At 44.8% G+C, this 12,100-nt stretch carries 13 protein-coding genes; 10 read left to right on the top strand and 3 right to left on the bottom strand.

Features of this window, described 5'->3' with window-relative positions; genetic code table 11:
- The first annotated feature begins 58 nt into the window (after window positions 1-58).
- From ACTQ34_RS16210 to ACTQ34_RS16200, 3 genes are all read left to right on the top strand, one after another.
- The gene (locus ACTQ34_RS16210; RefSeq protein ID WP_441364702.1) at window positions 59-943 is read left to right on the top strand and encodes a radical SAM protein; all 885 of its coding nucleotides are present in this window, start codon (window positions 59-61) and stop codon (window positions 941-943) included.
- Window positions 936-2,453: a hypothetical protein gene (locus ACTQ34_RS16205; protein ID WP_441364700.1), complete on the top strand. Its 1,518-nt coding sequence runs from the start codon at window positions 936-938 to the stop codon at window positions 2,451-2,453. Before ACTQ34_RS16210 ends, ACTQ34_RS16205 begins: the two co-directional genes overlap by 8 nt.
- A gap of 1,013 nt (window positions 2,454-3,466) precedes the next feature.
- The gene (locus tag ACTQ34_RS16200; protein WP_441364699.1) at window positions 3,467-3,592 is read left to right on the top strand and encodes an IS3 family transposase; all 126 of its coding nucleotides are present in this window, start codon (window positions 3,467-3,469) and stop codon (window positions 3,590-3,592) included.
- Between the two features lie 402 nt (window positions 3,593-3,994).
- Here ACTQ34_RS16200 and ACTQ34_RS16195 read toward each other — a convergent pair whose 3' ends face one another.
- Together ACTQ34_RS16195 and ACTQ34_RS16190 are read right to left on the bottom strand one after the other, a co-directional pair.
- Window positions 3,995-4,327: a tyrosine-type recombinase/integrase gene (locus ACTQ34_RS16195; RefSeq protein ID WP_441364698.1), complete on the bottom strand. Its 333-nt coding sequence runs from the start codon at window positions 4,325-4,327 to the stop codon at window positions 3,995-3,997.
- 351 nt (window positions 4,328-4,678) lie between these two features.
- Complete coding sequence (locus tag ACTQ34_RS16190) at window positions 4,679-5,677, bottom strand: DUF6076 domain-containing protein (protein ID WP_441364697.1); 999 nt, start codon at window positions 5,675-5,677, stop codon at window positions 4,679-4,681.
- A 167-nt stretch (window positions 5,678-5,844) separates the two neighbouring features.
- Between ACTQ34_RS16190 and ACTQ34_RS16185 the strand changes: the two genes are divergently transcribed.
- The 3 genes from ACTQ34_RS16185 (at window position 5,845) to ACTQ34_RS16175 (ending at window position 6,887) form a co-directional block, all read left to right on the top strand.
- Window positions 5,845-5,997, top strand: a complete 153-nt coding sequence (locus tag ACTQ34_RS16185) for a helix-turn-helix transcriptional regulator (protein WP_441364696.1) — start codon at window positions 5,845-5,847, stop codon at window positions 5,995-5,997.
- A gap of 246 nt (window positions 5,998-6,243) precedes the next feature.
- Complete coding sequence (locus ACTQ34_RS16180; RefSeq protein WP_441364695.1) at window positions 6,244-6,570, top strand: DUF6100 family protein; 327 nt, start codon at window positions 6,244-6,246, stop codon at window positions 6,568-6,570.
- Entirely contained in the window at window positions 6,567-6,887 is a 321-nt protein-coding gene (locus ACTQ34_RS16175; protein ID WP_441364694.1) for a hypothetical protein, read from the top strand. The genes ACTQ34_RS16180 and ACTQ34_RS16175 overlap by 4 nt, the downstream gene beginning before the upstream one ends.
- Before the next feature lie 37 nt (window positions 6,888-6,924).
- Here the strand turns inward: ACTQ34_RS16175 and ACTQ34_RS16170 are convergent, their stop codons facing one another.
- On the bottom strand, window positions 6,925-7,131 hold the full coding sequence (locus tag ACTQ34_RS16170) for a helix-turn-helix domain-containing protein (RefSeq protein WP_441364693.1): 207 nt from the start codon (window positions 7,129-7,131) through the stop codon (window positions 6,925-6,927).
- Between the two features lie 91 nt (window positions 7,132-7,222).
- Here ACTQ34_RS16170 and ACTQ34_RS16165 point away from each other — a divergent pair, with 91 nt between their 5' ends.
- The 4 genes from ACTQ34_RS16165 to ACTQ34_RS16150 all read left to right on the top strand — a co-directional run bounded on the left by ACTQ34_RS16165 (window position 7,223) and on the right by ACTQ34_RS16150 (window position 11,822).
- Window positions 7,223-7,390: a hypothetical protein gene (locus tag ACTQ34_RS16165; RefSeq protein ID WP_441364692.1), complete on the top strand. Its 168-nt coding sequence runs from the start codon at window positions 7,223-7,225 to the stop codon at window positions 7,388-7,390.
- Window positions 7,391-7,524: 134 nt separating this feature from the next.
- A complete protein-coding gene (locus ACTQ34_RS16160; protein WP_441364691.1) occupies window positions 7,525-8,346 on the top strand; it encodes a MurR/RpiR family transcriptional regulator in 822 nt (273 codons plus the stop codon).
- Between the two features lie 174 nt (window positions 8,347-8,520).
- Window positions 8,521-10,371 carry a beta-glucoside-specific PTS transporter subunit IIABC gene (locus ACTQ34_RS16155; protein ID WP_441364690.1) on the top strand — a complete coding sequence of 617 codons (1,851 nt, stop codon included), beginning with the start codon at window positions 8,521-8,523 and terminating at the stop codon, window positions 10,369-10,371.
- Complete coding sequence (locus ACTQ34_RS16150; RefSeq protein ID WP_441364701.1) at window positions 10,368-11,822, top strand: 6-phospho-beta-glucosidase; 1,455 nt, start codon at window positions 10,368-10,370, stop codon at window positions 11,820-11,822. Before ACTQ34_RS16155 ends, ACTQ34_RS16150 begins: the two co-directional genes overlap by 4 nt.
- The last annotated feature ends 278 nt before the right edge of the window (window positions 11,823-12,100 follow it).

The following is a 12,100-nucleotide window of genomic DNA, read 5'->3' as shown; positions in this document are numbered from 1 at the left end:
TGCCGCAGTTTTCCTGCGTTCCGCTACGCTCCACTTCGGAAAACTGCGCTGTATTACCATGCTTTTCAGATTTTGGGTGTTTCCAGACTGCACATTTCTTGACATTTCCAAGGAAACAATCATATGTTTATCAGGAGGAGAACCATTTTTGCATACAGATATCATTGATATAGTGAGATATGCTGTGCAAAAAGGACTGAAGTTAGATATATATTCCAGCGGCGTAATTGGAAAACGAGGTCAAGAAGAAGCCATAGGGGATAAAATGTTGCTAGAATGTAAAAAAGCAGGATTAAATAGAATTATGTTTAATCTTCAAGCCGCTCATCCTGAAACCTATGATCTAATTATGGGCACTACGAATAATTTTCCTCTTGTATTAGAAAGCATTAAAAGGGCAAAGAAGTATAATATTGAAACTGAAATCCACTTTGTGCCAATGAGGCAAAACTTTAATGAAATAAAATGTGTTATTGAATTGGCGAAAGAATTGGGTGTATGCTGTGTGAGTTTTTTGAGATTGGTTCCGCATGGTAGAGCTAAGCTGAATATAGAAAATATTATGCTAGATGAGGATGAATTGCGAAGCATTCAAGAAGAATTGCATGCTATTAAAGAAGGTGGAGAAAAAATCCGTATAGGATTACCACTGTCATATCCGGAGGAAAAGACACATTGTCATGCCGTAAAAGAAAAATTATACATAAAATTTGATGGAAGTGTATTTGGATGTGAAGCATTCAAATATATACAGTTCTTAGATGAAAAAAATGTTCTTATCCCTCCTGACAATGTAATTAAACGAAGAGTAAAGGACATAGCTTCTAAGTCTTTGTTTTTAGAAAAAAGCATTGATTTAGTAGAGGAATATTCGAATATGAAGTGTGGATGCGATAATTGTCCTGTACAGAAATATTTAAAGGAGAAAGATAAAAATGTTTAATATTAATGACAAAAACTTAATAAGTGATATAGAAGAGGAATTTTCTGGGTTAATTAAAAAACAACAACAGGAATTTGGAAACTATGAATTTGAGCATCCATTAGATGAAGAAATCCGAAGCGCTCTTGAGAAATTGCTTATAGACGGGAAAGAAACAATAGAATATTCTCAAGTTGCTCAATTAGATAAATTGTGGATCAGTTTAATTAATAAAGCAATAAAATGTTTGCGCTTTTTTGATTCTAGAGAACCATTTTTAAAAAACAGTGATAAGACACCGGTAGCATATGGTATTGATAAATTAGACGAATATCATGAAAGATATTCAGCGTTTGAGAGCCTATTGTACGGCGCTAGCTCATATTATAGAGATCATGTTTTTCATTCAGTTCGCACATGGATGTTAGGAGTTTTTTGCTTATTGAAACCTATGGAAGAAGAAAAGAAGATTTTTATCGATCAGATAACAATTGACGGTTGTTCAGATGATGCATTTAAATCTAATATTAATTTTTTTGAAAAAATTAGCATGTGGACATTGGTTGCGTTGTGTCATGATTTGGGATATCCGCTGGAAAAGTCTCAACAAATTTTGGATAGGACACAGAAAATGATGAAAGAGTTTATTCCGAATCCAAGTATATGGAATAACTTTGGGTTTAGCGGAGTTCAAGATAGCATAAATGAGTATATAATTAAATTTATGAGCACAAAAATGGTTTTTAAAAAAAAATTAGCAGAAGAATCTGAAGCAGAAGAGGACACTTACCTAAAGAATCTATATTTAGGGCGGGTTCAGCCGAAGTATTATTTGAAATATACTAAGTCGTTAGAGCATTTTGATCATGGAATCATAAGTTCTGTAATTATATATAAAATGTTATTGTATTTTTTGGAATCTGATTTTAATTTAAATGATGATTATGAATATAAATATGAAGATGCAAGACAGTTTTATATCAGAAGAGAAATTCTAAGAGCGATGGCATCACATACTTGTTCAGATATTTATAATATATATTTGACTACTTTTTCAAGTATATTATTTTTGTGTGATGAATTACAAGAGTGGGGAAGAAAATCATGGAATGAACTTTATTCTGGATTACAGCCTCACGCTGTAAAACTATCTATTGGTAAATTTGTTCCTCATGAAGTAAACGTCAAGGAAGAAATTAATATGGAGCAAATTGAAGAAGAGCAAATATTCCTTGATAATATTAAAAGAATATTTGAACGGCAGTATGAACATTACAAGGTTATTTTTAGAGATGGACAGTATACTCAAGCTAGAGAATTTAATTTTATTAAAACAATGGAAATACAGTTAAAGCAGACAGGGACGCGAGAAAATAAATTAGTTATCGAGTATGCTTTAAAGGCTCAAGAAAAAAATTATTTTCGTATCAATTTGAATAATTCATGTCAATATAATAACAATTCTTTTAAGGAAAGACTTCGGAAAGAATTCGACAAGTCAGAATATCGTGAAGAGGTATATATTGAATAAGGTAAAATCAGTATGGCAAAAGAATCTATGTAACGCAAATAATAAATCGATACTATTATAGAATGACAATGGTGGAAAAGGATATTGAAAAACATAGGTGATTCTATCTTCTAGCGTATTTTTAAATGAACGTATCGCAAAAAACGTTTTTTTACTTCTATTCATTTGTATAAAGAGTTTTCATGTATTATCATTTGCTCGAAGTATTTTCTAGTAATTGGAGTTGATATCGTAAATTTTTTGACTTTTTACCGATATCACATCTAAGACAACGTATCATAAAAATGTGGAAAAATATAAGCGAAATATGTTGTAAATAAAAAACCAGCCTTTTTAGGCTGATGAACTGAACCGGTAAATATGGACAATAGACAAGATACCTCCTGATGTAGGAAAATAAAACTACATCAGGGGGTATTGCAATGAGTACATGAAAATATATACATGTGCAAGAACTGTTGCCTGAAATTGAATCGATGATCCAAGTGGGAAAAACATCGGGAGAAATAGCAGAACACTTTGGATTCAAAACAAAGACGTAGTGAAGCAACTGCTAAAGCGGGAGCGTAGCAAACAAAAAAGGATGGATGCTGGTATTTCTCCACGTCCAAAGGGACGGCCAAGCAAAGGAACTGACTCCGGAGACATTGTTGCAAAGCAGGCCTACGAGAATCAACGGTTACGCATGGAGAACAACTTGCTGCGGGGATTTTCTGCAATCTAGAGGAAGAAAGTGAGAGCAAAGGCGAAGTATGTTGTAATCTGCCGTTACCGGGAGAAGTATCCTATGTTTGTTATGTGCAAATTCTTTTCGGTGTCCCAAAGCGGCAATTACAGCTTTGTAAAACGAACGAGACGATCGGAAAATAAAGTGGGAAAAAAGAAGATCACTGTAGAGTTGCAGTTCCACAGCGACCAAGGCTTTCAATACATATTTCAAGCATATTTCCAACTGACTCAACAATACGGTATTACGCCTTCTATGTCAAGGAGTAATACCGTGTGACAATACAATGGCAGAAAACTTTTTTTCGATTCTCGAAACGGAATGCGTGTACCGATACAAACCAGCTATATTTTTCGAGGTCAATGAGATGATTGACTGTTACATCTATTTTTACAACAGCGCATTCAGTTAAAGACAGGAGAGGCGCCGCTGGCGGATGCATCTCATCCTAAAACGCAATATTTCCTACCAAGAGGTCCTTTTTGTATTGTTTGCACAATCTGAGGCAGTTCACTGGTAGAGTGAGAGAAATTATATTGATTTGAGTGCAACGGCGAGTGCAAACACGTTGATAAGAACCTAAATTGCATGTACCAACGGTGATGAAAAATTATATTATTTGCACATAATAGACGGATTTGCATCAGCAGAAGTTCAAAAAATCGCATTTTTGATTTTCAAATCCCTGACTCTCCGCCAGAAATACGGTATTAAACTTTGGTTTAATACCGTATTTTTTATAGCTAAAGTCATCTTTAGAACTTATTTTCGAATTCACATTTTTGCTATCGCGGTTTGACCCTTATTTTTACCCTTATCGGGCGATGGTGGAGTGGATGAAGCGCTCCATGTGCTCGGCGCTTTCGCGCTTCATGCGGTCGGTCACATGACCATATACATCCAGTGTGAAAGCAGCCGAATGATGCCCGAGATTCTCCTGTACGGTCTTGGGATCATCGCCGGACTGAAACGAGATGGTGGCAAATGTATGCCGTAAATCGTGGAAGCGAAGATTAGGGAGATAAAGCTGGTTTGCGATCTGCTTGAAGTTTTTGTATACCGTGCGCCGACTGAGCGGGCGTCCGAGTTCTTCGGTAAATACCAGTTCTTCGTCGTTATGCCAAGCGGCACCGGCACGCAGGCGCATTTCGTTCTGCGCTTTTCGCCCTGCCGCATTCCGGTGAACAGGTCGACCAGATAGAGCGACGCAAAGCGGTGTCCTTCAATCGCGCGCAGAAACGCGCCGACCTCCCTCGTCGATTTCAGATGTGATTTTGCGTAAACGCTCTCGCACCTCCTTTTTGTTTTGCCATAGATGGATTTCTGGATTGGCTTTCCGGTGCCCGGATCGATACATACTGTGTAGCGGCCTTCCCAGCGCCCGTCGGGACGCGGTCGGATATTGCCGCCGCCAGAGGTACCGCGGGAATCCCGCGTACTCATATATCGCACGCTCCTCTCGTTGTATTTGAAAACAGAAAACAGGTTTCTGTTTCCTTCATTGTTTCAGCCATTCCTCAAAGCGTTCCAGCGAGATTTCGCCAGCTTGACAAGCATCACGGTGCTTCTTTGCTTCTTCCGTCCAAGCATTGAATTCCTCGCGCGTCATCGTGCTGTAGCGGATGCGGGCGTTGTGGGTCTTGTAGGCGCGGTTGTAGGCACGGGTGATCGGGTTACCGAGCAGCTTTTTCTGATAGACACGCGAAGCACCGACCTCTCGACAGGTTTTGCCTTTTTCATATTCACGGGAGCAGTATTCTGTCCGGTCACCGTCCGTTGCGGCAAACAGCTTGCCGCACAGCCGGCATTCTTTGAAGCGTACCGCACGGCGCAGATAGGTGGACTTGAGGAAAACATATAGTTCCTGTACAGATCGGGGATAACAGACCTCTGCCAGTATCATCTCCTGCTGTGTACTGTAAAGGTATTCCGGATCCGTATTCTCGGCCGGCGAGATCCAGCCGTTATAGGCTGCGCGCGTGCGGGCAGGAAGTAATTCTGTGCGGATGGAAGGCAAACGCATGGGTGTACGCCCCCAGATCTCCCAATACCGGCGGCAGATATCCGCTGTTTCCGGATTCAGGCAATCGTACAGCAGCGTGTGAGCATCTGCCCTGACCTTGTCCAGTTCCTCGCGGAACTCGGTGACAATGGCAGGATCGATATCGTAGAAGCATTTGAGCAGCAACGGCGCAAGCTGCATGACCAGCAGATAGAGGAACGGATTATCCACATGCTGAAAACGGAACAGTATTTCATTCCATTCCCCCATGTTTTCCTCTCCGACCTGCGCGCGCTTTTTCAGATATTCATAGGCTTCCTGCAAAAGGGGTTCATCAGTTTCCTTCCAGATCTCCAGCAATTGGATGATGCTTTCCCCATAAGAAAAGGTGTGCCGATGCAGCATATGTTTTGCATTGTCGAAAAATTCAAAAATCTCCTGCTTTGCCGTAACAAATACGCGAAGATGACACTCGGACGGAATGATCTGGTACACGGAAATCATCCACCTCCATATAGAAAGATTTATTTATAAAATAATTATGCATCCATTAACGAATCATCTCAAGATGTTATTATGGTTTTGTAGAATTATAGTTCCATAAAAGACTAAACAATCTAATTTTCAACTGAGAAGAGGGATGAACATAAAACGGATCGCATATGAGGACTACCCCGATGCTGCTCGGTATTTCACGGTCGGGCGTGTACCAGCTTTTGAACCGTGCCGACTTTCCGACATTGCATATCGGAAAACGAAAATTGGCGCCTAAGGACAAAGTTCTTGCATGGATCGGCCGGCAGACAGCAGAGTAGGCTAAGTTGGCAACGCGAAGAAACAGAACTTTTTCGCCCGCAAAACCATGCGGTAAATCGCAAAACATTGGGCGGTAATGATTTTCGCGTTTTCGAACCAAAAGAGCAGAGAGGAGGAGATATCCATGCTCGATCGCACCGGGGCGGCATGCCGCACGGCTACGAACTGGCCGTACAGAAAGACGGTTCGGTGACAATCCGGCTGCCGCTGCGCCTGTCTAAACGAAGCAGCAGCACCGAGTTCGTGTGCGAGCCACTGAACCGGCTGCTGGCGCGCCGGGCATCCGCCTGCCGCGGTTCCGGTTCCAGGCGTGTACGGTTGTGTTTTACCATTGCTATGCCGCCTCGCATCAGCCCGCCGATGTGCAGGATCACGATAATCTGGAAACGCGCGCGGTGCTGAATGCCATTGAGTGGTATCTGCCGACCAGCGACAGCGGCATCTACTGCTCCAATGTCCAGACGAGCTGCTGGAGCGACAGAGATCAGACCGTGATCTGTATCCGGCCCGGCAAAATCCCGGTTTTTGATCTGGGCGCTGAAAAAAGAACCCCCGTGCACTCTGGCACATGAGACTGAACTTCCCTATCCCATGGGAAGACAACGCGATCCTGTTGCCGCTTGATGGGTCGGCACAAGCCGTCGTCCAGCACTTCGACCGGAAAGACTGGCGCGCCGGCATTGCGCAGATGGGAGAAAAGGAGAAGGCCAAGTCAGGCGTTACCATCTCTTTGCTTCAGGGGCAATGGATGAAGCTGCTGGAATATCGCGCGCAGGAGCCTGATCCAGAATGTCCGGTGCGTATCATAGCGTGGGATTTTCAGCAGTGGGTGTTGCGCGTGCTGCCGCCAAAAGCGCGGGTTGGGGTGTGTCGGTCAAGGGCAGAGTAACAAGAAAGCGGCATGGAAAATCCATGCCGCGTTCCTATTAAATTGGGTCTCGACGATCGCTGATCCCCAGAATGTAATCCGTTGTGGTTTGATAAAACCCAGCTAGCTTAATCAAAACCTGTGTAGGAATATCATTTTCTCCGGTCTCGTACTTGGAATATCCTGTTTGTGACATCCCCAGAAATTTGGCAACCTGTGTCTGATTCAAGTCTGCATCTTCTCGCAAGTCTCGCAATCTGTTCATGGCATTCACCTCAAGGTGAGTATGCCATAACCTGAAACAGGTTATTTACTTTTAACCTGTTTTAGGTTATTATGGGTTTTGAGGTGATAGTATGCCGGATTATAAAAAGATGTATTTCACGCTGTATCGCGCAACTGAACAGGCAATCAACACGCTTATCGAAGCGCAGCGTGAATGCGAGGAATTGTATATCAGCGAGCCGGAGACAGCACTGCGGGTGAATCCGTTGCTGGATCGCGCAGATATCGAAAAAGAATAAGCTGATGCACAAAGGAAAATGTTCACTTTTGCAACCAATGCTTGACAGACTTACAGGAATAGATCGTGCTCTTGCCAGAAGTACTGCTTACCGATATAATAAGGATAAAGCAACGAGCAGGAGGAGTAGCCTGAATGGAACTGCTGCAGAAATTGGAACGCAAAGATCATTTCACCGAACGGGAATGTGAGATCGCCGACTATATTTTACGCAATTGTGAAGCCGTGCTCAAAATGACCACGCGTGAGCTGGCGAGCGAAACCTTCACCAGCGCGACTGTCATTGTAAGGTTCGTCAAAAAAATCGGCTATGACGGCTTTCAGGACTTCAAGCTTCATCTGCTAACCGACATCAAGGAAAGTCAGTTTGAGCGTGTAGAAGTAGAGAGAAAAGAGCATATCCTGTCACTAATTAACAAAATTTCTTCACTGCATGAAAAAAGTCTGTTTGAAACCAAGGAAATGCTGTCGACTGAGACGCTTGAAAAAATTCAAGCTGCATTTACAAAATATAATGTAATTGATTTCTTTGGCTTCGATGCCAATCGTGCAATCGGCGAATATGCCTCGCACAATTTCATTCAGGCCGGCGTCAGCTCAAATGTTTATTCTGCAGTTGACAAAATGTTACTATACGAATATTACGTCGAGCGTTCGATTGTCATTGCCATTTCGCGTATGGGCATGGACGCGCATTTGTGCCGCGCACTCGCCAATCTGCACAAAAAGGATCATTTTATCATCTGTATCACAGGTAACCCGCAGGCTCCTATTACCAAATATGCGGATGCCGTGTTGCTATGTGCCTACAAGGAAAATGTTATTCAGCTCGGTGATGCCATGTTCCACACCTCTGTATCCTATATTTTAGATCTGCTGGTCTCCATCCTTCTACGTAACAACTACGATCGTGCCTTACAGCTATACCAGCGACACAGCGAACTTTTTGCTGAATAATACAAACCAGTTTACAGCGTTACACCTTGACCGCTTCCAGCGGATGGGAAAAGTGTAACGCTGTTGCTTTGTACGCAAAATGCCTTTCCAAACTGCACAAATACGCTATAATGCAATTCAAGAGAGCTCTTGAGAGAAAAGGTCGGCTGGGTAAAAAAGAAAAGGAGAACAACCATGCTGGAAAAAGAAGCAAAAGAATTGTTGGCGCTGGTGGGCGGCAAGGAAAACGTCAACCAGCTGGTGCATTGTGCGACCCGTCTTCGGTTTGAACTGAAGGACGAGAGTTTGGCACAGAAAAAGGAGATTGAAGCGAAGCCTTACGTGCTTTCGGTCGTCATCAGCGGCGGGCAATACCAGATCGTCATCGGTCCCAAGGTGACCGAATATTTTGCGGCGCTTATGCCGTTGATCAATCTAGAGGGAAGTAAGAAATCGGACGACAGTAAACAGAAGTTTTCTCTTCTGAAAGTTATTTCGGGTGCCTTTTCGCCCCTGATTCCTCTGCTGGCTGGTGCAGGCATGATTAAGGCACTGCTGATGGTATTAGTCGAGTTCGGCCTGCTGTCAGATGCCAGCTCGACCTACGCAATTCTCTCGGCGGCGGGCAATTCTGTATTCTATTTCATGCCCATTTTTCTGGGCATTACGCTGTCCAAACAGTTCGGCGGTAATATGTATGTCGGTGGCGCAATCGGTGCGGCGCTGCTCGAACCGTCTTTTACTGGTTTGATTGGACAGGAAGGGGTCAACTTCCTCGGCATCAGTGTCGTGCCGGTAGACTACGCCACCACCGTGTTCCCGATCTTCATTATCTCGTTTGTCTACGCGTTTTTGGATAAGCAGCTGCGCAAAATCATCAAGCAGGAACTGCAAATGTTCCTTGTACCGATGATCTGCTTGTTGGTGCTTGTCCCGATGGCTATTTTGGTGTTCGGGCCGTTTGGTACGACCATTGGTAATCTGGTGTCGGGCTTTATTGCCATGCTGTTTGATTTCAGCAATCTGCTTGCCGGCTTGGTGTTGGGCGCGACCTATCCGTTCCTTACCATCCTTGGCCTGCACTGGGGCTTCACGCCCATCACCTTGCAAAACCTGAGTCAGTTTGGCGGTGACGTGATCGAAGGTGCAGCGGTTTGCTGTGTTTATGCAGAAGTCGGCATTGCCATTGGTGCTTATCTTAAGGGCCGCAAGGGCTCCAAAATCCGCGGGATTGCCGGTCCGGCTATCTTGACCGGTTTGCTTGCAGGCGTAACCGAGCCTATCTTGTATGGTATTATCATGTGCTATAAGCGGCTGATGGTGATTGTTGCCATTGCGGGCGGCATTGGTGGCGCAATCAATGGACTGTTCCATGTTACGATGAACGCCTATGTGTTTCATAACCTGTTCTCGGTTGCAATGATGACCTATTCTCCGTTTGTTCCCTTCCTCATCGGCTGTGCGACCGCATTGGTGATTGGCCTGTTACTGACCTACTTCTGGGGCATTCCGGCGGAGGATAGCGCAGATTTTCAATCACCGGATGCTGCATCGCTGCCGGAGGTGCAGCAGGCTTCGAAAGAAATGAAGGCGATGACCATTGCTGCACCGGCAAACGGCAAGGTGATCGCGCTGGAGAAGGTTGAGGACGAAGCGTTTGCGCAGGGGGCGGTCGGCAAAGGTGTAGCCATTCTGCCGACAGATGGCAAGATTTATGCGCCGGCCGATGGTCAGATCACCACAGTGTTTCCAACCAAACATGCAATCGGCATGCAGTGCGAAAACGGTGCGGAATTGCTGATACATGTCGGCTTGAATACGGTTGAGCTGAATGGAAAGTATTTCACGGTGCATGTAAAGGACGGCGAGACGGTTAAAAAGGGACAACTGCTACTGGAATGCGACATCGAGCAGATTCGGAAAGCTGGCTATCTACTGACTACCCCTGTACTTGTAACCAATACCGATCAGATGTCGGTCACCTGCCGGTTAGCGCATGGAGCGCAGGTGACGGCCGGAGAGGCTATGCTGGAGGTTAATGCATAAGCATGAAAAAAGACTTTTTGTGGGGCGGCGCGTTGGCTGCTCATCAGGTGGAAGGCGCTTATCGTGAAGGAGGCAAGGGCATTAGTGCGGCAGATGTGATGACTGCGGGCACGCGGGACATCCCACGCGAAATTACCGCAGGCATACAGCCAGACAAATATTATCCCAATCACGAGGCAATCGACTTCTACCATCATTTCCGCGAGGATATTGACCTGTTTGCTGAAATGGGATTCCGTTGTCTGCGCACCTCGATCGCGTGGACGCGTATTTTTCCCAACGGCGATGAGCAGCAGCCTAATGAGACAGGTTTGGCATTTTATGATCAGCTATTCGATTATATGTTGTCCAAGGGGATCCAGCCGGTAATCACGTTGTCCCATTTTGAAATGCCTTATCACTTGATTGAGCAGTATGGCGGCTGGCGTAGCCGTGCGTGTATCGATTTTTTCACTCGGTTCGCCTTTACATGTTTACAGCGGTATCACACCAAGGTAAAATATTGGATGACTTTTAACGAAATCAATAATCAGATTTTGGTGGACAATCCGATTTATGCCTTCACCAATTCGGGCATTCTCTTTACACCGGCGGATAACCGTGAACAGGTGGTCTATCAGGCGGCGCACTATCAGTTTGTCGCCGGTGCGATGGTGGTTGACTATGCGGCGAGACTTGACCCCGCACTGCAAATCGGTTGCATGGTGGCTGCACAGCCGCATTATCCACTTTCGTGCAATCCGGATGATATTTTGGAAGCGCAACGTCAGAACCGAAAGCAATACTTTTTCTCGGATGTGCAGGTATGGGGCTACTATCCATCGTATATTCGTCAGTATTGGCAGCGGCAGAACTATCAGTTGGACATCACGCAGGAGGATTTGAACTGGATCGCCAAAGGCAAGGTGCAATTTGTCGGTTTCAGCTATTACTATACTTGTGTGGTCACTGCAGATGAAACGGTCGCGCGAACTGGCGACTTAAACGCTGCCGGAACCAATACTGTTGACAACCCCTATCTCAAAGCCAGCGACTGGGGCTGGACGATTGACGCCAAGGGGCTGCGCTATTTCCTCATTGAACTGCAGGATCGTTACCGCTGCCCGCTGTTCATTGTAGAAAACGGTCTGGGCGCTTATGATGAGCTGCAAAACGGGCAGGTCGATGATCCCTACCGCATCGACTATTTGAAAGCGCATATTCAGGAGATGATGAAAGCGGTTGAGATCGACGGTGTTGACCTGATCGGCTATACGGTCTGGGGCTGTATTGATCCGGTGTCGTTCACCACTGGCGAAATGCGCAAACGATATGGTCTTGTCTATGTAGACAAAAACGACGATGGCAGCGGTACACTCAAGCGCTACCGCAAAAAATCCTTCGACTGGTACCGTAAGGTTATCGCCAGCAATGGCCGCGCCGTATGGGATCTTGATATCAAAGAATCGTAACGGAGTTCGTCAGGTAAGTCTCAGTTGAATAACCGCATTTGAGAACTTATACAAATTTGTGGTCGATATTTGCGATCTTTTACTCTGGCAATAACACATGGGACTTCATCAAGTGGGTTAACATTACGGGTGAGGTTGCGATATTGCTTGGAGAAAAAGATATGAGATGGAAATGTCAAGAAATGTGCAGTCTGGAAACACCCAAAATCTGAAAAGCATGGTAATACAGCGCAGTTTTCCGAAGTGGAGCGTAGCGGAACGCAGGAAAACTGCGGCAG

Source organism: Agathobaculum sp. LCP25S3_E8 (genome assembly GCF_052117165.1).
Classification (GTDB): Bacteria; Bacillota; Clostridia; order Oscillospirales; family Butyricicoccaceae; genus Agathobaculum.
This window is presented reverse-complemented; position numbering and strand designations above follow the sequence as displayed.

Coding starts and splice junctions, on each gene's coding strand:
- ACTQ34_RS16210 (WP_441364702.1), top strand. CDS start 59: ATGCTTTTCAGATTTTGGGTGTTTCCAGACTGCACATTTCTTGACATT.
- ACTQ34_RS16205 (WP_441364700.1), top strand. CDS start 936: ATGTTTAATATTAATGACAAAAACTTAATAAGTGATATAGAAGAGGAA.
- ACTQ34_RS16200 (WP_441364699.1), top strand. CDS start 3,467: ATGGCAGAAAACTTTTTTTCGATTCTCGAAACGGAATGCGTGTACCGA.
- ACTQ34_RS16195 (WP_441364698.1), bottom strand. CDS start 4,327: ATGCGCCTGCGTGCCGGTGCCGCTTGGCATAACGACGAAGAACTGGTA.
- ACTQ34_RS16185 (WP_441364696.1), top strand. CDS start 5,845: ATGAGGACTACCCCGATGCTGCTCGGTATTTCACGGTCGGGCGTGTAC.
- ACTQ34_RS16175 (WP_441364694.1), top strand. CDS start 6,567: ATGAGACTGAACTTCCCTATCCCATGGGAAGACAACGCGATCCTGTTG.
- ACTQ34_RS16170 (WP_441364693.1), bottom strand. CDS start 7,131: ATGAACAGATTGCGAGACTTGCGAGAAGATGCAGACTTGAATCAGACA.
- ACTQ34_RS16165 (WP_441364692.1), top strand. CDS start 7,223: ATGCCGGATTATAAAAAGATGTATTTCACGCTGTATCGCGCAACTGAA.
- ACTQ34_RS16160 (WP_441364691.1), top strand. CDS start 7,525: ATGGAACTGCTGCAGAAATTGGAACGCAAAGATCATTTCACCGAACGG.
- ACTQ34_RS16155 (WP_441364690.1), top strand. CDS start 8,521: ATGCTGGAAAAAGAAGCAAAAGAATTGTTGGCGCTGGTGGGCGGCAAG.